The 23,111-nt window shown below is 41.7% G+C and carries 17 protein-coding genes; 10 read left to right on the plus strand and 7 right to left on the minus strand.

What is annotated here, in order from left to right; translation table 11 throughout:
* Positions 1 to 157 precede the first annotated feature (157 nt).
* The 3 genes from GPM24_RS18680 to GPM24_RS18690 form a co-directional block, all read right to left on the minus strand.
* Positions 158 to 2,638: a TonB-dependent receptor domain-containing protein gene (locus GPM24_RS18680; protein ID WP_158828674.1), complete on the minus strand. Its 2,481-nt coding sequence runs from the start codon at positions 2,636 to 2,638 to the stop codon at positions 158 to 160.
* A 351-nt stretch (positions 2,639 to 2,989) separates the two neighbouring features.
* Positions 2,990 to 4,750, minus strand: a complete 1,761-nt coding sequence (locus GPM24_RS18685) for a PspC domain-containing protein (protein ID WP_158828675.1) — start codon at positions 4,748 to 4,750, stop codon at positions 2,990 to 2,992.
* 26 nt (positions 4,751 to 4,776) lie between these two features.
* Positions 4,777 to 5,109: a PadR family transcriptional regulator gene (locus GPM24_RS18690; protein ID WP_158828676.1), complete on the minus strand. Its 333-nt coding sequence runs from the start codon at positions 5,107 to 5,109 to the stop codon at positions 4,777 to 4,779.
* A 177-nt stretch (positions 5,110 to 5,286) separates the two neighbouring features.
* Between GPM24_RS18690 and GPM24_RS18695 the strand changes: the two genes are divergently transcribed.
* The 3 genes from GPM24_RS18695 (at position 5,287) to GPM24_RS18705 (ending at position 10,581) form a co-directional block, all read left to right on the plus strand.
* Entirely contained in the window at positions 5,287 to 8,343 is a 3,057-nt protein-coding gene (locus GPM24_RS18695; RefSeq protein ID WP_158828677.1) for a SusC/RagA family TonB-linked outer membrane protein, read from the plus strand.
* Positions 8,344 to 8,362: 19 nt separating this feature from the next.
* Positions 8,363 to 9,793, plus strand: a complete 1,431-nt coding sequence (locus tag GPM24_RS18700; RefSeq protein WP_158828678.1) for a RagB/SusD family nutrient uptake outer membrane protein — start codon at positions 8,363 to 8,365, stop codon at positions 9,791 to 9,793.
* Between the two features lie 104 nt (positions 9,794 to 9,897).
* Positions 9,898 to 10,581, plus strand: a complete 684-nt coding sequence (locus tag GPM24_RS18705; protein ID WP_158828679.1) for a hypothetical protein — start codon at positions 9,898 to 9,900, stop codon at positions 10,579 to 10,581.
* Positions 10,582 to 10,617: 36 nt separating this feature from the next.
* Here GPM24_RS18705 and GPM24_RS18710 read toward each other — a convergent pair whose 3' ends face one another.
* Complete coding sequence (locus tag GPM24_RS18710) at positions 10,618 to 10,944, minus strand: hypothetical protein (protein ID WP_158828680.1); 327 nt, start codon at positions 10,942 to 10,944, stop codon at positions 10,618 to 10,620.
* Positions 10,945 to 11,124: 180 nt separating this feature from the next.
* Between GPM24_RS18710 and GPM24_RS18715 the strand changes: the two genes are divergently transcribed.
* The 4 genes from GPM24_RS18715 (at position 11,125) to GPM24_RS18730 (ending at position 17,519) form a co-directional block, all read left to right on the plus strand.
* Positions 11,125 to 12,192, plus strand: coding sequence for a DUF6515 family protein (locus GPM24_RS18715; protein ID WP_158828681.1), 1,068 nt, complete (start codon positions 11,125 to 11,127; stop codon positions 12,190 to 12,192).
* Between the two features lie 134 nt (positions 12,193 to 12,326).
* Positions 12,327 to 12,674 carry a four-helix bundle copper-binding protein gene (locus tag GPM24_RS18720; RefSeq protein ID WP_158828682.1) on the plus strand — a complete coding sequence of 116 codons (348 nt, stop codon included), beginning with the start codon at positions 12,327 to 12,329 and terminating at the stop codon, positions 12,672 to 12,674.
* Between the two features lie 378 nt (positions 12,675 to 13,052).
* Positions 13,053 to 14,672, plus strand: coding sequence for a catalase (locus tag GPM24_RS18725; RefSeq protein WP_158828683.1), 1,620 nt, complete (start codon positions 13,053 to 13,055; stop codon positions 14,670 to 14,672).
* Positions 14,673 to 15,170: 498 nt separating this feature from the next.
* Positions 15,171 to 17,519, plus strand: a complete 2,349-nt coding sequence (locus GPM24_RS18730; RefSeq protein WP_158828684.1) for a tetratricopeptide repeat protein — start codon at positions 15,171 to 15,173, stop codon at positions 17,517 to 17,519.
* Between the two features lie 94 nt (positions 17,520 to 17,613).
* Here GPM24_RS18730 and GPM24_RS18735 read toward each other — a convergent pair whose 3' ends face one another.
* The gene (locus GPM24_RS18735; RefSeq protein WP_158828685.1) at positions 17,614 to 18,087 is read right to left on the minus strand and encodes a MarR family winged helix-turn-helix transcriptional regulator; all 474 of its coding nucleotides are present in this window, start codon (positions 18,085 to 18,087) and stop codon (positions 17,614 to 17,616) included.
* Positions 18,088 to 18,284: 197 nt separating this feature from the next.
* Between GPM24_RS18735 and GPM24_RS18740 the strand changes: the two genes are divergently transcribed.
* Positions 18,285 to 18,689 (plus strand): GlcG/HbpS family heme-binding protein, encoded by a 405-nt coding sequence (locus GPM24_RS18740; protein WP_158828686.1) that lies wholly within the window; start codon positions 18,285 to 18,287, stop codon positions 18,687 to 18,689.
* Positions 18,690 to 18,742: 53 nt separating this feature from the next.
* Here GPM24_RS18740 and GPM24_RS18745 read toward each other — a convergent pair whose 3' ends face one another.
* Both GPM24_RS18745 and GPM24_RS18750 read right to left on the minus strand, forming a co-directional pair.
* Positions 18,743 to 19,459, minus strand: coding sequence for a 3-ketoacyl-ACP reductase (locus GPM24_RS18745; protein ID WP_158828687.1), 717 nt, complete (start codon positions 19,457 to 19,459; stop codon positions 18,743 to 18,745).
* A gap of 100 nt (positions 19,460 to 19,559) precedes the next feature.
* Positions 19,560 to 20,228: an HAD family hydrolase gene (locus GPM24_RS18750; RefSeq protein WP_158828688.1), complete on the minus strand. Its 669-nt coding sequence runs from the start codon at positions 20,226 to 20,228 to the stop codon at positions 19,560 to 19,562.
* 130 nt (positions 20,229 to 20,358) lie between these two features.
* Between GPM24_RS18750 and GPM24_RS18755 the strand changes: the two genes are divergently transcribed.
* Both GPM24_RS18755 and GPM24_RS18760 read left to right on the plus strand, forming a co-directional pair.
* A complete protein-coding gene (locus GPM24_RS18755) occupies positions 20,359 to 21,426 on the plus strand; it encodes a ligase-associated DNA damage response exonuclease (RefSeq protein ID WP_158828689.1) in 1,068 nt (355 codons plus the stop codon).
* On the plus strand, positions 21,423 to 23,045 hold the full coding sequence (locus tag GPM24_RS18760) for an ATP-dependent DNA ligase (protein ID WP_158828690.1): 1,623 nt from the start codon (positions 21,423 to 21,425) through the stop codon (positions 23,043 to 23,045). Before GPM24_RS18755 ends, GPM24_RS18760 begins: the two co-directional genes overlap by 4 nt.
* The last annotated feature ends 66 nt before the right edge of the window (positions 23,046 to 23,111 follow it).

The raw sequence follows: 23,111 nt of genomic DNA on the forward strand, positions 1-23,111 counted from the left end.
TGCTTTGCAGATAAGGCAAGCGGGTTGGTGCCGCAAGTTATCAAAAACTGTTTAAAAGAAGTGTTGTAAATGCAAGCTGTGTCTTTTTTGGCACAAAAAAAGCCGCTGGCTAAATAATCAGCCGGCGGCGTAATAGCATATATGTAGAGTGTTAAAATTAGTTAGCTTTTACACGGCCCTGTTCATCGCTGGCGCCGCTGTTGTGACGGCGGGATTGAATTTTGGCATTACCAAAGTTGTAAGTAAGGGTTAAGCGGGCTACACGAGTTTCGTTTTTCTGAAATACGTTAAAGTTCAGGTTGCCTTGTTTAACAGTAAGGTTTTGTTTGCGGGTGTTAAATAGGTCACTTACAGAAAATTTAAGTGTTGCTTTTTTAGCCGCAAATGATTTGCTGATACCACCATCAAAACCATAATTACTGCGGATGTGAAACAAACCGTAAGTTAATGGCGATTGGTAATTGAAGGTTCCTTCTAACTTAACGGTTTTGTTTAAAGTAAACGTATTGATGGAGTTAGCATTGGCTGCATATTGGCCATCGTTTAACTGCAAGGCGTCTGACTTAAAGCCCAAATAAAAGCCGGTAAGGTTGTTATTACTGTTCCACCATTTGGTAACATTGAATGGTGCACTGATATTTAAGTTGTATGCGTTTTGCACGGCTAAATTTTCGCGGGTAATAAAGGTTACTTTTTGCTCATCTATCTGGCGAGGTATTTCGGCCATTACATCGGTAGTTTTGCTATAACCTAAGGTTACATTGTAAGTTTTTTTGTAAGTGTAGGATAATTCGTAAGAGTTGGTGTACTGTGGTCTTAAATTAGGGTTACCTTGTACGTAAGTATAGGCGTTCAAAATCTGGGTAAAGCTGTTTAAATCGTCATAGCTTGGACGGTCAATGCGGCGACTGTAGTTGATGCCTAAAGTATGTTTATCAGATAATTCCTGATTCAAAAATACGCTTGGGAAAAAGTTTAGGTAATTTCTGTCGTTAATAGTAGGCAGGCCGTTAATATCTCTCGAGTCGCCTTTTGAGTTGGTTTGCTCGGCACGTAAACCCAATTGTAATGAGGTTTTTTTCCAGGTTTTGCTAAAGTTTAAGTAACCGGCATTAATGTTTTCGGTGTAGATATACAGGTTGGTACGACCAGCATCGGCTACCCAATTATTATTTAATATAGAATCGGTACGCAAATCATTATTGGTGTGAACGTAGCTGAATTTAACACCTGCTTCCAGTTTCATGGTTTTGCCAATAGGGTTGGTGTAATCGGCTTTGAAAGTACCAATGTTAATACGGGTAGGCAGGTTGTTACGTAGTAATGAACTGGTGCGTAAGGTAGTACCATCCGCATAAAAATAATTGTTGGTATAATTATTACTTTGCCGGTTGCTAAAGTAAGAGTAATCGGCATCCATAGTTAGCTCTTTGCCCATAGTATCTAAAACCAGGCGGTTGTTGATGTTGGCTGCAAAATTATTATATCGCTCAGCTGACTGGTTGGCGGTAGTGGTAACGGCTTGGGTGTTGAGTTGCTCGGCACCTAAAATTAAGGTGTTATTAAAAGTATTAGCGTCAAAGGCAGTGTTGTAGCCGCTTAGCTGAACGCCTAGGGTATTGTTTTTGCTGACTTCATAATCTGCACCCAGTTTGTAGTTATGAGCGGCACGGCTGCCCAGCATGTCGGTTGATTCTTTGAACAAGGTGTTAACACCGTTACTGCTGATGTTACGGTTCAGGTTAATATCTTGCGGGCGTTTGTTGTTGGTGTAGCTGTAAGTACCAAAAATATTAAGGCTGCCATCTTTATGGTTCATGTTTAATGAGCTACTGGCTTTGTGGTTGTTGCCATAGCCGGCATTGGCCGAAAAACTACCGTTGGTGCCTACATTACGATTCTTCTTCATCTTGATGTTAATGATGCCTGAGTTACCGGCCGCGTCGTATTTTGCCGATGGGTTGGTAATAATCTCAATTGACTGAATGGTATTGCCATCAGTAGAGCGCAGCATTTGGGCCAGTTGTGCAGCAGAAAGGTAGGTAAGCTTTCCATCAATCATTACAGTTACACCTTGTTTGCCGCGTAGGCTAATGTTATCGTCTTTATCAACAGTAACGCCGGGTGCTTTTTCCAAAATTTCCATGGCTGAGTTGCCGGCTGCTAATACACTGTTTTCTACGTTAATAACAGTACGGTCTATTTTGCGTTCAACCAATGGCTTGGTAGCTGTTACGTTTACAGCTTGCAAGCTGTTGGTAGCTGGTAAAATTTTCATCAACGGCACACTAACCGTGGTTGATGCAGCAGTTACTGTAAATGGTGCGCTAAAAGATTTGTTATAACCTATAATGGTTGCTTTAATAATATAAGTACCGGCACTTACCCTATCAATAGTGTATACACCGGCCTCGTTACTTAATGAGCTTTTTACAATGGACGAGTCTTTAGCCCTAATCAGGCTTACAGTAGCGTAATCAGCTGGCTTACCAATTTCGATAACTAGCGAGCCAGTTACTTTAGCGGTACCAGTTATGGTTTGCGCTTTTGCGGCGGCGGGGGCAGTTTGTGCATGTACTGCGTTATTGCCAGCTGCTATGCACGCTAATAATAAAAGTTTGTATGTGATTGATTTCATGATGATTGCGATTTAGGGTGTTGTAAATGTTTAGGCAATAGTTATCCAGTTAAAGACTTTTGGTCTTTTTAAATTGCGTTTAGTTAAATATTAAGCTTATTTACCTGCTAGCCTTACAGGCGGGTTGTTTTGCTATTTGTTATTAAGATGCAGTAAGCGGCCGGTTGGTTACAGATTATTTTAAAATTTTTTGGAACGAGGTATTGTTCAGTATCAGCAGTAAGGTGTAGGTTCAAAAGTAAAATCAAAAGCATAGCTATCCTTACTTAAACAAGGAGGTTTGTATGCAGGGGAACTTAGCTCAATATAGCTGCTGCCCTAGTAAGGGGCAGCAGCCTTTATACTATATGATTATGGACGGCGGTGTCGTCTGATAACTTTACGATGTTTAACCGGCGGAGGTGTTGCAGCTTTCACGGTGTCAATCACATCTACAGTATCAACAACAACCTGGGCGGTATCTGGAACATCAGCTGTTTCTTGTTCTGCTTTAGACGCTTGTAATCTCATACCAACCGAATCCAGTTTACAGGTAAGGCCATTATCGGTCATTGTAAAGGTGGCTATGCCATTGTTGCTTCGGCCATTCTGTTCATTACAGCCGTAAATGTCCATGTTGTTGTTAATGTACCGGTTAATTTTATCATCTAAAATTACGGTAGCATTAAGCGGCAGTTTCAAAACCAAGTATATTGATTCGTTATGCCATTGTGCACTGTTTAATCGGCGTAATTTGTAATCAAATTTTAAAACAGAATCTTGCTGGGTAAAGATATACCTGGTGTTACGGGCGTTAATTAACGCCGTTTCATAGCTGCGGCCACGGGCGGTGAATTCCTCTACCAGTACCGGATATTTTACATCTGCTCTTTCAATGGATATCCTCACTTGGTTTTCTTCCATATCGTTATCTCTATCATCAATCAGCGTCATGTCCTGAAACTTGTTTTTGATATCTAGCCTAGCGCTGTCTTCAGGTGTTAAAAACATGGTTTCGCTGAGCTGCAGCTTGTAAACCTGGTTTTTAGTTGGCTTCAAATTAATGGTTTTGGTAAACCCTGCCGAATCTTTGAAGTCGCCGGCGATGCGTGCGCCGTGATAAGCCACCACAATCAGTGCCGATACCCACACAATCAATAAAGTATAACCGGCCGACCGGCTAAAGCTAAGCGTATTAAATACTGCCCGGGCAACCAGAACAATTAAAGCAACCAGTGGGATAATAATCACCAAGGCAAAACCTACACAAACCTGATCCCAATACCGGTAGTTAAAAAATATGTTGGGTAAAGATATATGGCTTCTGTCACCAAAAACAAGGGCTGCTACCACAGCTATAATACTAAATATTATGCCGCCTGCTAGTAACAAGATAATAGCAATACCCAATACTTTGATCAGCACTTTACCGGTGCCACCTAAAAATACACCCAGGTGATGAAAAAAATCGCCTATAAAATCGCGGGTTTTGTATACCAGCGGACGTGCCTCCTGCTTAAAATCGGCGAAATGGCCGCCAACTGTGCTCATTTCGGCTTCAAAATTCCTTTTAAAGCCTTGCAAATCCAGTGGTTCACCTTTCATGGCCATCCTGTCTGCACGGGTTACAGCTTTGGGTAAAATAATCCATAGCACGATGTATAAAAACAAACCAGTGCCGGCAAATGCAAAGGCTACAGCAAAAGCCAGGCGTATATAAGTAGGGCGGGTATCAAAATAATTGGCTATACCTGCACAAACGCCGCCCACCAAATGATCGTCCGCATCGCGGAACAGTCGGCGTTGACCGGTAAACGTTTTATTGGTATAAGATGATGCCGAGGTAAAGCTTGTACCTTCATCTTCGGCAGTTTCAAAATCTTCTACCGAACCCATTTGTTCAATTACATATTTTACATCTTGTTCTACCAAGGCCTGGCGTCCGTCGCGTGCCAGTACTTCGGTAAACATTTCGGCTATGCGGTTTTCAATGTCGGTAGTAATCTCCAAGCTGTCGGCCGAATTAAAGAAGTGTCTTTTTACTTCGGTCATGTATTCCTTCAGCAGCTCGTACGCGCCCTCCTCTATATGAAATACAGTACCGTTTATATTGATGATGATTGTTTTGTTCATGATGATTGAGTGATTAACGATGGTTGTTATTTTCTTCCTTCGATAGAGGTTTGTACGGCAAATGCCAGTTCGTTCCAGGTTTTGTCTAGCTGTTCTAGTACCTGGCGGCCTTCATCGGCCAGTACATAATATTTGCGCGGTGGCCCCGAGGTAGACTCAACCCAGTTATAAGTTAGCAATCCGTTGTTTTTTAAACGGGTGAGCAACGGATACAAAGTGCCTTCAACCACCAGCAGCTGTGCGCGCTTAAGTTCGGCAATAATATCTGAAGCATATATCTCACCCTTGGCAATGATGCAGAGTATGCAATACTCTAAAATGCCTTTTCGCATTTGGGTTTGTGTATTTTCAACTATCATAATGCAAAGATATATGTTTTAGAATGTACTATGCAATACATAGTACTAAATTTTTTATTTTCTCACTCTTTTGTCTAAAAATTAAAAGTTTAACCTTTTTTTAACGTTTTATTTTTATTTATCGAAATTGTGCTATATTTTTATTGCCAATTGAATATTTAATTGATTTAGAAACAGATGAAGAAACTTCTACTATTGAGTTTGTGCTTTCTTTTGCTTTTTGCTGGGCAACTTTATGCACAAAGTCGTACCGTGACCGGTACAGTTACAGGTCAGGACGACAAGCAGCCTATACCAGGAGTAAGTGTTAGGCTAAAAGGGACACAAACAGGTTCCGTTACAGATGGCTCAGGTCATTATTCAATCAATGTACCATCAGCAGGCGGCACATTGGTGTTTTCGTTTATAGGATATTTAACTCAAGAAGTTACTATAAACTCTGGTACTGTTGATGCTATATTAGCTCCAAACTCAAGAGCTTTGAGTGAAGTTGTTGTAACCGGTTACGGTACACAAACTCGTGCTGCGGCAACAGGACCTATATCAAATGTGGCTTCCAAAGATTTAGAAGATAAGCCATATCCATCAGTAGATCAAGCTTTACAGGGTAGGGTTGCTGGTTTGCAATCTACTGGTGGTTCAGGCCAGCCAGGCGCTTTACAGCAAATCAGAATTCGTGGTATTGGATCTATCACAGCAGGTTCAGATCCATTGTATGTTGTTGATGGTATTCCTATTAACTCAGGTGATTTATCAAGAAACACAACATCAAGCAACCCTATCGCTGGTATAAACCCTAATGATATCGAAAGTATTCAGGTTTTGAAAGACGCATCACAGGCAGCTATTTACGGTTCACGTGGCGCTAACGGTGTAATTGTAATTACGACTAAAAGCGGTCGTGCTGGAAAAACCAAAGTACGTTTTGACGCAGAATATGGTTATGTAAGGCCAAGCAGATTACCTAAAGCCGGCCGTCCATTAACTACTGCTGAGTGGCGCGATTTGACAGCTGAAGGTTTAGTTAATGCAGGTGAATATCCAGACAAAGCTTCGGCGCTACCTGATATAGATGAGTCATATGGTTCTGGAAACGGTGTTAATACCAACTGGATGGACTTGGTTACTCGTACTGGTCATCATCAACAGTATAACCTGTCTATTGACGGTGGAAACGCAAATACTCAATTCCACATTGGTGGTGGTTATTTTAAGCAATTAGGAACAGTAATAGGCTCTGATTTTGACCGATATTCAACAAATGTGAATATTAAACATAAAGCTAGTGATAAGTTATCTTTCTCTACAAGCTTTACTATTGGCGAAAACGGTCAAAATACACCTTCAAACGGTGGTGCTTTTGCTAACCCGGTAGGTGCTTCTTATTTTTTGTTGCCGTTTTTAAACCCTTACGAGCCAGGCAACCCTAATGGCGGCTATAATGTTGATCCTTCACAATTCTCATCAAGCTTCAATCCATTAGCAAACGCTGCAGTAAACAAGTCGGGTTTGCACCAGTTAAAAGGTATCGGTTCATTATCTGGTGAATACAAAATATTACCTAATTTGAAATTTACTTCAAGGGTTGGTGTTGATTTAAGCGCTTTAGAGGAAGATACCTACTGGAACCCTGATTTTGGTGATGGTTCTTCATATGGTGGTTTATCATCACGTTATTATACTCGTTATTTCAACTGGATTACCACAAATATGTTAGACTATCACTTAGATGTGAATCATGACAACGTTTGGGTAGCTAACATTAAAGCCGGTTACGAGGCACAGAAATCTAAATATTATTTTTCAAGTGTAACTACAACTGGTTTCCCGTCAAATTACAATATTAATGTACCATCAGCCGGTTCTACTCCACTAGAAGCTACTGGTAGTAATGAAGATTACACCTTTGCCTCTTTACTAGCCTTAGGAGATGTTACTTACAAAGGTAAATATGCTTTAACCGGTAGCTTCCGTAGAGATGGATCATCTCGTTTTGGTGCTAACAACCAATATGGTAATTTCGGTTCAATAGGTGCCGCGTGGAATATGCACGAAGAAGACTTTATTAAAGATCTTCCGTGGATTAATTTGTTAAAAATCAGAGGTTCTTACGGTACCTTAGGTAATGCAAGCATCGGTAACTATAACTGGAGAGCTTTATACGGTTATGGTACTGGTACTACAGCATTAGGTGCTGGTTATAACTATAATTACTTAGGTAATGGTGGTAGTGGCCCAACTTCTGTTGGTAACGCAAACCTTACTTGGGAAACTAACAAAACAGTTGACGTTGGTTTTGATGTATCGTTATTCAAGGATAGACTATCTATTACTTTTGATTGGTACAACAGACAATCAAACAACTTATTGTTAAATCAACCTTTATCGCCAACATCTGGTTATGATGCCTTTTCTAATAACATTGGTTCAATGAGAAACCGTGGTTATGAGGTATCAATTTCAGGTACGCCATTAATTATAGGTGATTTTAAATGGACCGCCGGTTTAAATGTTTCTCACAATACTAACCGTATCCTTACTTTAATTGACCATAAAGATCAGGTAAGTGGTACATTCATCCGCAGAGAAGGTTTGGATTTTCAAACTTATTACCTGCGCCAGTGGGCTGGGGTTGATCCTGCTAATGGTAACGCATTATGGTATACTGATGATACTTATACCAAAACAACATCAGTTTACAGCCAAGCTAAACAGGTAGCTAATCCTAAATATTCTGCTTCGCCTAAATACTTTGGCAGCTTTACATCAGAATTTAGTTACAAAGGTTTAAGCTTAAGCGGGTTGCTTTACTATAACTTCGGAAATTATATCCGCGACTCTTGGGCTCGTTATACACAAAGTGATGGTTTTGATACCGGTGACAACCGTGTAGCAGCACAGTTAGACAGATGGCAAAAGCCAGGTGATATTACTAATGTACCTAAGTATGTATTCGATAATGCAAGCAACTCTAGTGCATCATCAACCCGTTTCTTATACAAAGGTGACTATGTTCGTTTAAGAGAATTAACATTATCTTACAATTTACCGGCATTGTTGGTTCAAAAAGCTAAAGTGTCAAGTATCAGAGTTTATTTTAGAGGTACTAACCTGGCTACATGGGTAAGAGACAAAAACCTGCCTTATGATCCGGAAACCTATATCAATAGTACAACTAACTTTGATGTGTACAACCCTAAAACCTATACCTTAGGTATTAATGTTGGCTTTTAATCATTAAGACATTTATATAATGAAAACAATAAATAAAATTACTTTAATGACCGGGCTTATTGCTACCTCAGTTTTGGGGTCATGCAGCAAGGATTTCCTGGATCAGCAACCCTATACGCAAGTGCCTGTGGAAGAGGCTGTGAGTACACCTGCTAGCATGGCTAGTGCATTAAACGGTGCTTATACTGCATTAAACAACGTTAATCTTTATGGTCGTACGATGCCTGTTTTTGGTGATTTGCGGGCTGATAACGTGTTTGTTTCTGCTGCAAACTCGGGCAGGTATACGTCTGAAAATAATTATTCTATAACCGTAAGCGATGCCGATGTATCAGGTTTGTGGAGCAATTCTTATGCTACCATTTTAAGGACGAATAATATTGTAAACGCGGAGTTAAACTCAGCAGATGTACAGCAAACCAAAGGTGAAGCATATGCTTTGCGTGCATTAACTTATTTTAATTTAGTGCGTCTATTTGCAAGGCCCTATACCGATAATCCGGCTGGTTTAGGTGTGCCACTGATTACCAAATACGATCCAACTTATTTGCCGGCCAGGGCTACAGTTAGCGAAGTATATGCACTGATTATGGCAGATTTAGATAAAGCTTATAGCATGATGACCACATACAGGGGTTCCGGATTTTTCTCAAAATATTCGGCCCGTGCGTTAGCTGCCAAAGTTGCGTTAACTATGGGCGATTATCAAAAAGCCTATGATTATGCTAATGACGTGATTGCCAATAGTGGTTTCACTTTAGTAGCACCTGCTGATTTAAATGGTTATTTTGCTTCTCCTAGCCCGCACACCGACGGCAGTAAAGTAGAAACGTTATTTGAAGTTGGCGCTGATAACGCTAACAATAACAGTACAGATGAATTATTTGCCATTTATCTGCAAGCAAATCCGGCTACTGGTGGTACTACTTACGGAGACTTGTTAGCAACTTCATCGTTGTATAATTTGTATTCTAACACAGATGCCAGAAAGCAATTAATCATCGCAGGTAAGAGAGACAGACCAGGTGGTGAAGCTGTAGCATATTTTGTAAATAAGTATGTACCTTCATCTGCAGGCGCGTTTACTTCTAAAAAAGTATTACGTATGGGCGAGATGTACCTGATAGTTGCAGAATCTGCAGCCAGACTGAATAATCCGACTGCTGCTTTAACTGCGTTGAACACGTTAATGGCGAGGAGAGATCCTTCATTAGTTTATACCTCTGCCGGCACACAGTTGATTAACGATATTATCACTGAACGCCGTAAAGAACTTGCTTTTGAAGGCGATAGATTTTTCGATTTAAATCGTTTAAAAGCTGACATCAGCAGACCAGCTGAATATCCTTCAGCTGCCAGAACAATTCCATACAGCGATGCAAGACGGGTATTACCAATACCACAAAACGAGCTGAATGTAAATCCTAACGTTACACAAAACCCATTATAATGGTGTTTAAATATCTGTAAAAACAAGAAAGCCCTTTTTTAAGGGTTTTCTTGTTTTTATAAGATTGTAGTAAGTTAGTACTATAAAATATTAAATAGACAGTCATGAAAAAATTAAGCTTTTTAATTGGTACTTTAAGCTGCCTTTTATTCGTAAAAAACCAGGCTAAAGCACAAACCTATTTTGCACAAGATTTAAACGGTAGTCCTATTCGTGAAAAAAAATATACTGATGTAAATGGTTCCCCATACTTAACGGCTAACTGGGAAAAAGCAACAGTACAACTATCTAACGGACAAACCTACAATGTAGAAGTTAAGTACGATCTAGTTAGTGATGATTTGACATTCAAAAGCCCTAAAGGTGATTCATTAAGCTTTGTGCAACCGGTAAAAGAATTCAAATTATCATACATCAATGATAATCAACCGCAAACGCATCTGTATCGCAGCGGCTTTCCGTCTACAGGCGGCAAAACAACCGAGCGTAGCTTTTATGAAGTGTTGTACGACGGAGGTACTAAGCTGTTGAAAAAACGTGCCAAATCTATTTGGATGGAAACTACTACTTATGGCACCGCTACTCAAACCAAAAATATTACAGACCGCACTACTTACTTTGCGTTTAAAGACAATAAAATGATTCCGATAAAACAGGATAAAAAATCGGTTTTAGCGGCACTAAGCGATAAGGCCGACAAGATGGAAAAGTATGTGAAGGAAAATAAAATAGATTGGAAACAGGATACAGATCTGGCAAAAGTTTTTGAGTATTACAACTCAATCTAAATAAAAAAGCCCCGGTAAAACCGGGGCTTTTTTATTTTACATCAGCCTTTCGTTGTCATCCCCTTCCGGGTCGTGTTCTTTCTTCAATTGGTCGAGCGTTAAATTAGTTGTGCCGCCCATGTTTTCTTCTTTTTCCTTGTAATCGCCTTGCAAGGTAAGTGGGGTAGTATCTGCGTCTGGCTGGTCAGATGCGCCTGTATTCAGGTTTTTATCATCTGTGTATTCAACCGCTTCGCGGTCATTTACTGCATCGGTTTGTTCATCAGCATTAAACTTGGCAGCATCGCTGTTGCCAGTACCCTGCATTTTTTCATTTTCATCAATGTTTTGAAAATCGTTTTGGTTATCAGTAGGTAATGTCATAATCGTTATATTTTACTATTTAACCTTATAAAAGGCTGGCGGTTTTAACAAGTGCTGGCTTTCTCGCAAAACAAGAACTTTTATTTAAAAAAATATTAACGCTGCATTAAACTCTGCCCTTATTTTATAGTCAAAAAATGCAAACAAGCAAATAAACAAAGCTTCGATTATATCACTAACATGAAAAAAATAAGTAAATATCTGGTAGCTCTGGGATTAAGTGCATTAACAGTGCTATTCTTTACCTTCTCAGCCGAGGCTCAACGTGGCGGTCGTGGTGGCGGAGGTTTTCACGGAGGCGGCGGCTTTGGCGGCGGTGGTCGTTCCGGCGGTTTCGGTGGCGGCTTTTCCGGGCGTTCGGGTGGTTTCTCTAATCGTTCCGGCGGCTTTTCTAATCGTGGTAATTTTGGTGGCGGTCGTCAATCTTACTCTGTACGCCCCGGCTTTGGTGGCCGTGGCGGTGTAGGAGTTGCTCCTCGTGGTAATTTTTCATATCGCGGCAATATGGGGCGCTCTTACGGCTTTGTAGCGCCGGGTTCACGCTATCGTATGGGGCGTAACAGCTTCTTCTACGGTCGTCCGTATTTTCGTGGTGGTTTCCGCGGGTATTATGGCCGCCCATCAGGTTTGTATTATAACTACCGCGGTTATTATAACCGATATTACTATCCACGTTTAGGCTTTAGCCTGGGTGTGTTACCATATGGTTATTTTGGCTTCAATTATGGCCCGTACCAGTATTATTATAGCGATGGTTATTATTACCAACAAAACAACAATCAGTACACGGTGGTAGAGCCACCGGTAGGTGCCGAGATTGACCGCTTGCCTGAAGGTGTAGAATCTATTGTTATCGACGGTCAGCAATATTATGAACTGAATGGTGTATATTATTTACCGGTAACCCGTCCGAACGGTGCTATTGTATACCGTATAGCCGGTAAAGATGGTGAACTGGATACCAATCAGGGTGAATATGACGAGCAATACATTCCTGATCCGCAGCAGCAGTATCCACAAGCTCCGCAGTCAAACAATCGTCAGCCGCAGCAAATGGGAAATCCAAGCGATTATCCGCTGGTAGGTGATGTGATTGATGAATTGCCATCAGACAGCCGCAAGGTAACCTTAAATGGCGAAAAGTATTATGTAACACCCGATGGTATTTATCTAAAAGAGCAACGTGATGCCAAGGGTAAAAAGATATACGTTGTTTCCAGCGTGCCAACCGATCAGGAGCAGCAGTAACAGCGCAGTAAGTGTTAATAGTTTTGTAAAAAGGCATAACCTATTGGGTTATGCCTTTTTGTATGTTACAGTTTTCATTTAATGAAAACATAATTTTTTATAGGGTATTGTTATAATATAAAACAGATAATATTATGGAAACCAATACCCCATACCAAGACCTGATTCAAAAATTATTGGATTGTGCATTTGCCTGCGAAAACTGTGCTACCGCTTGCTTGCAAGAAGAGGATGTAAAAATGATGGCACCCTGTATTCGCCTTGATCGTGACTGTGCAGATATTTGTTTGCAGGCAGCGCGTTTGCTGCAACGCCAGTCAGATATTGCGTTACAGTACCTGTTACTATGTGAAGAGATTTGCCGCCAGTGTGGTGCCGAATGTGGTAAGCATCAGCACGATCATTGCCAGACCTGCGCCCGTGCGTGTTTAGCCTGTGCCGAGGCCTGCCATGCCCATCACCAGTCTATCAAACAAGATTAGTTTATTAAGCGCTGATTTATAGTGTTTCATAATCAGTGCTAAGATCCGGATTTGCTTAGATTAACGTAAAAAACCATATATCACCACTAGGTAGTATATGGTTTTTATGGTTAAACGTCTTTCTGCATAAATTTGTGAGCTGTATGGCTTAGTAAATTAATTAAAGAGCAATAATGGTTTGTGTAAATATTATTGCTTTTAAAAATATTATTCTATAGATAAAATCTATCTGTTATCTAATTCTTTTATATCACAAACATTACTGTCTTTGTTGTGTAGTTTCTTATGGTGATGTTTAATAGTTAAGCTATTCATTATCTGGCTATAATATATGCGCTAACAGCGCTAAACTTAGTTAGAACCTAAAAACAACAACTTATGAAGAAGGATGCAATTTTGAATCCAAACAGTCAGCAGGCTGAAGGTGAAACAGCCAACACACTGACGACCCGTCAGGGACACCCGGTTACTGACAATCAAAATATCCGTACTGTAGGTAACCGCGGTCCGGCTACTCTAGAAAACTATCAGTTTCTGGAAAAAATGTCGCATTTTGACCGTGAGCGTATACCCGAGCGTGTAGTTCATGCCCGTGGCGCCGGTGCGCATGGCGTGTTTGAAGCTTATGGTACAGTAGGCAACGATTCGGTTAGTAAATATACCCGCGCTAAATTATTTCAGGAAAAAGGAAAACAAACTCCTGTTTTTGTACGCTTTTCATCCGTAATACATGGCGGTCACTCGCCCGAAACCCTGCGCGACCCACGTGGTTTTGCAGTTAAATTTTATACCGAAGATGGCAACTGGGATTTAGTAGGTAACAACTTGAAGGTATTCTTCATTCGCGATGCTATGAAGTTTCCTGATCTGGTTCATGCCTTCAAACCCGATCCGGTGACCAACCGTCAGGATGGTGAGCGTATTTTTGACTTTATCAGTGGTACGCCCGAGGCGATGCATATGATTACCTTCTTGTTTTCTCCATATGGTATTCCGGCCAACTATCGCCAAATGCAGGGCTCGGGTGTAAATACTTACAAATGGGTAAACAAAGAAGGCGTAGGTGTATTGGTAAAATACCACTGGGAGCCGGTACAAGGCATCAAAAACTTAACCCAGGAGCAGGCAGAAGCGGTACAGGCCAAAAATTTTAACCATTCTACTCAAGATTTATTTGACGCTATAGAAGCCGGTAATTACCCTGAATGGGAGTTGTTGGTGCAAATCATGAGCGATGAAGAGCATCCTGAACTGGACTTCGATCCGCTGGATGATACTAAATTATGGCCGGAAGACCAATTTCCATGGTTGCCGGTAGGCAAAATGACTTTGAACCGTAATCCGGTTAATTATTTTGCTGAAGTTGAGCAATCAGCATTTGGTACTGGTGTATTGGTTGATGGTTTAGATTTTTCTGATGATAAAATGTTGCAGGGGCGTACCTTTTCTTATTCAGATACGCAACGTTACCGTATAGGTACCAACTACCTGCAATTACCTATCAATGCACCAATAAAGCATGTAGCTACCAACCAGCGCGATGGACAAATGGCATACCATGTAGATTTAGCACCGGGCGTAAGTCCAAGCGTAAACTATGAGCCATCTACAGCTTTAGGTGGTTTAAAAGAAGCACCTAAGGCAGGTGCCGATCATGAGCCGGAGTACAAAACTACTAAGCTGGTGCGTCGTAAAATTGACCGCACTAATGATTACAAACAGGCAGGTGAGCGTTACCATATGTTTGAGGATTGGGAACGCGATGATTTAATCAAAAACTTGGTTAATACCTTGGCTCCGGCACATAAGGCCATTCAGGATAAAATGGTAGAGCATTTTACTAAATGTGATGCTGATTATGGCCGCCGTGTTGCCGAAGGACTGAACGCTTTGAACGACCAAAATGCCGCTGCTCAAAAAGGCCCTATTGGTACAACTGGCTCTGCTGATGCTGTGCATCAGGCTGAAGATGTTGCACAACAGTCGAAACCATACTAAGTAAGTTTGTAATTGTTAATAAAAGGCTTATGCATGGAATGCATAAGCCTTTTATTGTTATGCATGATTAGATATGCTGATGTCGATTATCTAGGTGCCATTGTTTATACTTTATACTGCCTTCAATAATTTGTTTTGCATGATAGTTGCAAGTATGCTTATTAAAATAACAGTTAAATACAATATGTAATGCCTATTGTGCCTTTAAAGTTAAGTTTTTAAATACGGTGGCCGGATTCTAATAAACGGGCACTTTCAATTTATTCATTGTTACGAATAGATTATTGTCCTTTTATTAACTAAAAACGAACTTTATTGCAAAGCTTGTTTCAAAAGGTGCTGTTGATATACTGATGTTTGCGTTATTTTGAGTTTTAAACAGCAACAAAATATTATATTCGGCTACCTTTTACATCAGTAATAAGGTTTTTAACTAGGCAGACATAACCCGAGATTAACTGTAAAGAGAATTTCAACAACACAGCGTGCTTTATTCCTATGGGGAAATATTTACTCACATTATTGCTTGCATTGCCCATATGGGTATCGGCTCAAACAGTCATTCCTATCCTACAGTCGGGTAATGCTAAAGCAAATGCTAAAAATTATACAGGTGCCATAGCAGATTTTACACGCGTTATTGATCAGGCTCCCCAAAATGCAGATGCTTATTTTTACCGTGCTAATGCTAAAGGTAATTTGAAAGATTTTCAAGGTGCTATTGAAGACTATTCGAAAGTTATTGAGCTGAAACCAAATATGGCTGATACTTATTATTACCGGGGTAATGCCTATTCCAATACCAAGTTGTTTGTAAAAGCTATAGAAGATTATACAAAGGCTATCGGATATAAACCCGATAATGCCGATTTATATCATTATCGTGCAAATGCGAAAGCCAACATGGCCGATCATGCCGGCGCTATAGAAGATTTTGACAAAGCCATTCAGCTAACACCTAACAATGCCGACTTATATACTTATCGTGGCGTAGCAAAGGTGAATGTGGGTAATTATAACAGCGCTATTGTAGATTATGATAAATCTATTTCTTTAAAACCTGCCAATGTAGCCGATATTTATTACTACCGCGCTAATGCCAAGGCCAGCATGAAGAACTATAATGGCGCCATTTTAGATTTTACCAAAGCTATTCAGCTTAACCCTAACAATGCAGAGGCTTTTTACTATCGCGGTAATGCGAAAGCCAACTTGGGTAATAATGCCGGTGCTATTGAAGATTATAACCAGGCAACGCATCTTAATCCCAAACTATCGGGTTTATATCATTACCTGGGAAATGCCCGTAGCAATGCGAAAGACGACCGTGGCGCAATCACTGATTATACCAAGGCGATAGCTTCAACACCAAACAGTGCCGAATTATATTTGTACCGGGGGGTATCTTATACCAATGTAGGCGATACTACAAATGCGTTATCGGATATTAATAAAGCGATAAGTTTACAAGCTAATTATGCCGAGGCTTACCAAAACCGGGCGCGCGTTTATAACATGGGCCAAAGTTTTGAAAATGCGCTTGCTGATGCTCAAAGAGCATTGGAATTGAATTCTAAGCTGGGTTCGGCTTATGTGGAGCGCGGAACGGCCAAAGCTGCATTGAAAGATACCTTGGGTGCCTTGCATGATTTTGATACGGCTATAGTGTATCATCCTAAAAACGAGTACAGCTATTTCGCCCGCGGCGATGTAAAGCTTAGCTTGAAAGATTACGAAGGTGCCTTAGCCGATTACAATAAGGCAATTGAATTGAAGCCGGCATATCCCGAAGCTTACATGAGCCGTGGCGATGTTAAAACGCGTTTACGTAATTTTTCGGGTGCTGCGCAAGATTATCAGCATGCTATTGAAATTTCGCCTAATGTTAGTGATGATGTATACCTGCGTTTAGGTAATGCCCGCAGTGCCAATCAAGATTACCGTGGTGCAATACAGATTTATAATATGGGATTACAAAAAAATCCTAAAGCTACAGCATTTTATATTCGCCGTGGTGTAGCCAAAAGTCATATGGGTGATACGCAGGGCGCCTCGCGCGATTTTAACCAGGCGATCAAAATAGATACGGCATCGGCCGATGCTTACCAAAACCGTGGTTTCTTAAAAGCTGGTTATGGTGATTACGACGGTGCACTGGCTGACATTAACAAAGGACTTTCACAAAAACCGAGCGAAGAAGGGTACTTGTTTTTGGGTTATGTAAAAGAAGGTAAGAACGATTACCTAGGTGCTATTGACAGCTACAATCAGGCGCTCGAATTAAACCCGAATAGTACCCGTGCTTATAATTACCGCGGTGTGGCTAAAAGCCATCTGCCCGACTCGCTTGGTGCGATGGATGATTTTAAGCGAGCTTATGATATAGAACCTCAAAACGAAGAAGTATTTATTTACCGTGGTAATGCACACCTGGTAATGCAAGATTCGGTAAGCGCCCTACGGGATTATATGACGGCAATTGATATGAACCTTAACAACTCGGATGCTTATATGTACCGGGGCATAGCTAAGTTCAAATTACAGGATTACCGGGGGGCAATGCAAGATTACAATTTATCTATCCAAATGCAGCCTAATAATAAGATGGCTTATTTAAACCGGGGGATAGTAAAAAAAGTAATTAAAGATGTAAAAGGTGCGCTCGAAGATTTTAGTACAGCCATTTCGCTCGATTCCCGTTACCGGGCAGCTTATTACGAACGCGGGCTGTTGCGTATCAATATACCAGCTGAAAAGAATGGCGGCTGTATAGACTTGAGCCGCGCCGGTGAGTTAGGTCTGCAAAAAGCCTATGACGACATCCGGAAATACTGTAATGGATTTTGATATTTAAATTAGCTTAAATAAAAAAGCCAGCATAAACGCTGGCTTTTTTGCTGTATAAAGCTCTTGATCTTTAATATAAAAACGTCTCTTTAACTTATAACTCACTTTTAATCCGGTAATACATACTCTGCTGATCTAGCGATTGCTCCAGCTGGCCCAGCAGTTCCAGTAAATTATGCTCAGCTTCGTTTAGCCATTTTTCGTTTTCAGCTTTAATGACAGCCAGGGTAGGAGCCAAATCTTTTAATAGCTTTTTGCCTTTAGGCGATAAGGTTACCAAACGTTTCCGTGCATCCTTACTGTCTTTATGAGCGGTAATCAACTTGGCTTTTAATAATTGGTCAACAAACTGTACAATGGCCGGGTGGGTAAGCTTCAACGAGTCGGCTATATCAACAATTGATAGCATTCCTTCACGGCTAAGCAACTCTAAAACCAGGAACCATTTAGATTCGAAATTCAGATCAAGTTCCTTATAAATTTTATTTACATCCTGTGCTAAACGTTCGCTCAGGCGTTTTAAACGGGTAGCTAAGGCCAGTGCTCCCAACTCGGTAATTAAATCCATCAAACAGTAATAGTTGGCCTAATATACAGCTTTCTACCACTTTTAGTTTTTAAACTGCCTTTTACCTCAGCATTCACTGCATTTTGCAGGTTTTTTTTAGCGGTACAACTATTTTGTTTAAGCAATATGTGTACTGTTGATATTTATGAAACTATACACCTACCGGTTTGTACTTATCCACATAAACAGCACACAACATGGATATTACATTGCAACAAGCAGAAACCGTATCGGCGGCTGCCAAACAAAAAGCGCAAGAAATTAGCGTGCCTATGAACATTGCCATAGTAGACGCCGGCGCTAATTTGAAAGCTTTTCACCGGATGGAGAATGCTTGGTTAGGATCGATTGACATCGCTATCAAAAAAGCCAAAACAGCACGATTTTTCGATATGCCTACCGGCGATTTGGGTAAGGCCTCGCAGCCGGGCGGCTCGCTGTATAACATCGAAGTATCAAACGGCGGATTGATTACTTTTCCGGGCGGAATACCTATTAAAGATGCCAGCGGACAAATTGTAGGTGCCATTGGCGTTTCGGGCGGCAGCGTAGAGCAGGATCATGAAGTTGCCGAAGCTGGCTTGGCTGCATTTAAGCAGTAGTAATAAAACAATAAAAGCGTTATTGAAATAGTAACGCTTTTATTTAATAACTATCACGGATTGGTAGACCATAACCCCGCTTCTTTTACAAACACGCGACGGTTTAATTTTAAATGAGCCACTACAAATTCTGCAAAATCTTCAGGCTGCATTACCTTTTCTGGATTGCCGTCTGTAAGTTTCAGATCAATAGCTAAATCGGTGGCAATAGTGCTTGGTGTTAGCGTACTTACGCGGATGTTATGTTTACGCACTTCCTGCATCAACGATTCGGATAGGCCAATTAAGCCGAATTTAGATGCACTGTAAGCGCTGGTTACTGCTGCACCACGCTGGCCTGCGGTAGATGATATGTTGATGATATCACCCGCTTTTTTCTCAATCATGTCTGGTAGCACCGCACGGGTTACATAGTACGGGCCTAGTAAATTAATGCGGATAATCTCTTCCCAACGGGCCGGATCCAGGTCCAAAAAGCCGCCAAAAGTTGATGTACCCGCGTTGTTAATTAAAATATCAATAAAGCCAAGTTCGGCTTTCAGTTTTTCCACCGCTGTGTTTACAGAATTAATATCAGCTACGTCCGCTGTTGTAATTACGGCTTTAACGCCTAGCGCCTCTATTTGTGAAGCTACTGCTTCTAAATCGCTGGCGGTGCGGGCCAATAAGCCTACGTTTACACCTTCTTGCGCCAAGGCAATTGCCATAGCCTTGCCAATGCCTTTACCGGCACCGGTTATTAATGCGTTTTTTCCGGTTAGTTGTTCCATACCATAAAATTATGTGAGCAATATTACAACAATGCATCTGGCCATAATGTTGCCGGATAACTTTTTGACAATACTGTTATTCATGCAACGAATTGGTAACTTATCCTGCTATTAGTTTTTCAAAATATTCATCCGTAAAGTCGGGTGCAAAGTGCAGGATGTTATCCAGATGGTTAAATTCTTCTGGTTGATGTGTAGTGGTTAAAATAACGGCTTTCATCCCCGCGTTTAAAGCGGCTTCGGCACCCTTGGGCACATCTTCAAAAACCAGGCAGTCGGTAGGGTCTTGTTGTAATAATTGGGCTGCGCTCAAAAAGGTTTCGGGATGCGGTTTACTAAAAGTTACATCATCGGCACTTACAATGGCTTTAAAGTAATGACGGATGTCCAGATTATCCAGCACAAAATCAATGTTAAACATAATGGCCGCCGAGGCAATAGCCATTGGGATACTTTGCCGATAAGCTTTTTCTAAAAATTCAGGTAAACCCGGTAGCAAAGCCAGCTTTGGTAAAAAGGCTTTCTGGTAACGACGTTCCTTTTCAACAGAAAGGTCTTGTATTTCTTGCTCAGTAAAACGTTGCGCGCCAAAAACGCGAACCAGTACTTCCGAGTTTTTGCCGTACATCTGTGCCTTTACTTCATTCCAGGTAAAGTTCCCACCCAGGTTTTCATTGAAAATTTGCTGCCAGGCCTGGGTATGGTAGTCCATGTCGTTAATCATGGTGCCGTTTAAATCAAATATCAGCGCTTGTGGTTGGGTAGTCATGTTTGCAAATAGGCTAAAAATTTAGCATCTGGCAACTTTTTGTTAGATTTTAAATCTTGTTAACTCATGCCAGACATTTGCATAAGTGCTCATGCTAAAACCAAACCTTACTGCCTGCCGTTATCAATACATGTCCAACAAACCGCTGCTCGAATTTACCGATAAAGGCATTTATTGCCCTAAAGGTAATTTCTATATCGACCCCTGGAAACCGGTGGATGATGCCGTCATCACCCATGCACATTCCGACCATGCTTATACTGGTCACAAACGCTATCTGGCGCACCACTTATCTCGCGAGGTATTGAAATACCGTTTGGGTGATATTCAATTGCAAACAGTGGAGTATGGCGAAAAGGTGATAAAAAACGGCGTGCAGATATCGCTGTTTCCGGCTGGACATGTTATCGGCTCAGCACAAATACGGGTAGAAAGCCAGGGCGAGGTTTGGGTGGTTTCCGGCGATTATAAGGTGGAAGATGACGGTGTATGTGCTCCTTTTGAACCTGTTACCTGTCATCATTTTATATCGGAATGCACCTTTGGTATGCCGATTTACAAGTGGAAACCGCAAGCCGAACTGTTTACTGATGTAAATGCCTGGTGGAAAAATAATGTATCTAATGGATTGGCCACTGTTATTGTAGGCTACTCGTTAGGCAAAGCGCAACGTATACTGCAAAACCTGGATGCGTCTATAGGTAAGATTTATACACACGGCGTTATCGAAAATACAAATGAAGCTTTGCGCCGCAACGGTATACAGTTGCAAGCTACAGAGCGCATTACGCCGGCTACACCTAAAGAGGATATCCGTAAAGGCATCGTCATAGCGCCACCATCGGCAGTGGGTACGCCTTGGATGCGTAAGTTTCAACCTTACAGTTTTGGGTACTGTTCGGGCTGGATGGCATTACGGGGCGCTAAGCGCCGCCGGGCGGCCGACAGAGGTTTTATTATGTCTGACCATGCCGACTGGGACGGCCTAGTTAGTGCCATTGATGCTACTCGCTGCGAAAAGGTTTACCTAACCCACGGCTATACTGCCAGCTTTGCCCGTTACTTGAGCGAAATTGGTTTTGATGCGCACGAGGTGCATACTTTATATGGTGGCGAAGAGGAAGATACAACAGCAACCACAACTGACGAAAAAGAACAGGCAAATACATTGGCTGAAACTGGGGAGGAAACCATATGAAAGCTTTTGCCCAACTTTTTACCGCGCTTGACGAAACCAATAAAACCAACGACAAAGTCAAGGTTTTAAAAGAATATTTTCTTAAAGTGCCCGATACGGACAAAATGCACATGCTGGCATTATTCACTGGGCGTAATCCCAAACGGCAAATTAATGCTACGCAATTCCGAACATGGGCCATGGAGGCATCTAACATACCCGCATGGCTGTTTGAAGAAAGCTACCATGTAGTAGGCGATTTAGCCGAAACGGTAGCCTTATTGCTGCCCGATCATAAAAACAGCAGCAGTAAAACCCTTACCGAATGGATTGCCGAAATAAACGCCCTGAACAATTTGCCCGAAGTAGAAAAGCGGGATTGGCTGACCCGTGCCTGGTCGGCTTTAGACAGGCAGGAGCGGTTTGTATTCAATAAAATATTAACCGGTAGCTTTAGAGTAGGGGTATCCCAAAATTTGGTTATCAAGGCACTGGCCGATGTATCTGATTTAGATGCCGCTACCATTACACACCGCCTTATGGGTAACTGGATGCCTAATACTTATCAGTTCGAAGAACTGGTACATACTGATACTGCTGTAGAGGATGTATCACGTCCGTATCCCTTCTTTCTGGCGTATCCCGTGCAGGAAACGTCAACCGTGCAAAAGTCGCCCGAAGAGTTGCAGAATTTATTGGGCGATGCTCACGAATGGCAAGCCGAGTGGAAATGGGATGGCATCAGGGCACAACTCATTAAACGCGATGGTCATATTTTTATTTGGAGCCGTGGCGAAGATTTGGCTACGGATAAGTTCCCCGAGTTACACTCTTTCATGCAGCAGTGGCCCGATGGTACGGTAGTAGATGGCGAGATATTGAGCTTTAAAGAGGAGCATCCCTTGCCTTTTGCCATACTGCAAACCCGTATAGGCCGTAAAACACTCACCAAAAAAGTGTTGGAAGAAGGCCCGGTTGCGCTTATTGCTTATGATTGCCTGGAATATGGCGGCGAAGACATCCGCTACAAAACCCAAACCGAGCGCAGGCAGGTATTGGAAAACCTGCACCAAACCACGCCATATCCCGAAGTGTTCCGTATATCGCAATTAATAACATTTGATAGCTGGGCCGAATTGAGTGAAATCCGCGAACAATCACGCGCCATGGTAGCCGAGGGTATCATGCTGAAGCGCAAGGATGCCCACTACCAGGTAGGCCGCCGCCGGGGCGACTGGTGGAAGTGGAAAATAGACCCGCTATCCATCGACGCCGTAATGGTGTACGCCCAAAAAGGTCACGGTCGCCGGGCCGATTTATATACTGATTACACCTTTGCCGTTTGGGACGGCGATAAGTTGGTGCCCTTTGCCAAAGCCTACTCGGGTCTTACTGATACAGAAATTAACAAGGTAGATGCTTTTGTGAAACGTAATACGCTCGAAAAGTTTGGCCCGGTTCGTACGGTGAAGCCCGAACTGGTGTTTGAAATAGGCTTTGAAGGTATTCAAAAGTCTACCCGTCATAAATCGGGCGTAGCTTTGCGTTTTCCGCGTATATTGCGTTGGCGCCATGATAAGCCCAAAGAAGAGGCGGATACAATAGGAACGCTGAAGGCGTTGTTGGGCGAAGGTGAATAAAGATTATTACCCTTGTTATTGCGAGCGCTAGCGTGGCAATCTCCTCGCGTTTTTAATTAATACGAC

The organism is Mucilaginibacter lacusdianchii (genome assembly GCF_009770985.1).
Taxonomy (GTDB): Bacteria; Bacteroidota; Bacteroidia; order Sphingobacteriales; family Sphingobacteriaceae; genus Mucilaginibacter; species Mucilaginibacter lacusdianchii.

Excerpts from the sequence above, each read along its gene's own strand:
- GPM24_RS18680 (WP_158828674.1), bottom strand. The coding sequence starts at position 2,638 with ATGAAATCAATCACATACAAACTTTTATTATTAGCGTGCATAGCAGCT.
- GPM24_RS18685 (WP_158828675.1), bottom strand. The coding sequence starts at position 4,750 with ATGAACAAAACAATCATCATCAATATAAACGGTACTGTATTTCATATA.
- GPM24_RS18690 (WP_158828676.1), bottom strand. The coding sequence starts at position 5,109 with ATGATAGTTGAAAATACACAAACCCAAATGCGAAAAGGCATTTTAGAG.
- GPM24_RS18695 (WP_158828677.1), top strand. The coding sequence starts at position 5,287 with ATGAAGAAACTTCTACTATTGAGTTTGTGCTTTCTTTTGCTTTTTGCT.
- GPM24_RS18700 (WP_158828678.1), top strand. The coding sequence starts at position 8,363 with ATGAAAACAATAAATAAAATTACTTTAATGACCGGGCTTATTGCTACC.
- GPM24_RS18705 (WP_158828679.1), top strand. The coding sequence starts at position 9,898 with ATGAAAAAATTAAGCTTTTTAATTGGTACTTTAAGCTGCCTTTTATTC.
- GPM24_RS18710 (WP_158828680.1), bottom strand. The coding sequence starts at position 10,944 with ATGACATTACCTACTGATAACCAAAACGATTTTCAAAACATTGATGAA.
- GPM24_RS18715 (WP_158828681.1), top strand. The coding sequence starts at position 11,125 with ATGAAAAAAATAAGTAAATATCTGGTAGCTCTGGGATTAAGTGCATTA.
- GPM24_RS18720 (WP_158828682.1), top strand. The coding sequence starts at position 12,327 with ATGGAAACCAATACCCCATACCAAGACCTGATTCAAAAATTATTGGAT.
- GPM24_RS18725 (WP_158828683.1), top strand. The coding sequence starts at position 13,053 with ATGAAGAAGGATGCAATTTTGAATCCAAACAGTCAGCAGGCTGAAGGT.
- GPM24_RS18730 (WP_158828684.1), top strand. The coding sequence starts at position 15,171 with ATGGGGAAATATTTACTCACATTATTGCTTGCATTGCCCATATGGGTA.
- GPM24_RS18735 (WP_158828685.1), bottom strand. The coding sequence starts at position 18,087 with ATGGATTTAATTACCGAGTTGGGAGCACTGGCCTTAGCTACCCGTTTA.
- GPM24_RS18740 (WP_158828686.1), top strand. The coding sequence starts at position 18,285 with ATGGATATTACATTGCAACAAGCAGAAACCGTATCGGCGGCTGCCAAA.
- GPM24_RS18745 (WP_158828687.1), bottom strand. The coding sequence starts at position 19,459 with ATGGAACAACTAACCGGAAAAAACGCATTAATAACCGGTGCCGGTAAA.
- GPM24_RS18750 (WP_158828688.1), bottom strand. The coding sequence starts at position 20,228 with ATGACTACCCAACCACAAGCGCTGATATTTGATTTAAACGGCACCATG.
- GPM24_RS18755 (WP_158828689.1), top strand. The coding sequence starts at position 20,359 with ATGTCCAACAAACCGCTGCTCGAATTTACCGATAAAGGCATTTATTGC.
- GPM24_RS18760 (WP_158828690.1), top strand. The coding sequence starts at position 21,423 with ATGAAAGCTTTTGCCCAACTTTTTACCGCGCTTGACGAAACCAATAAA.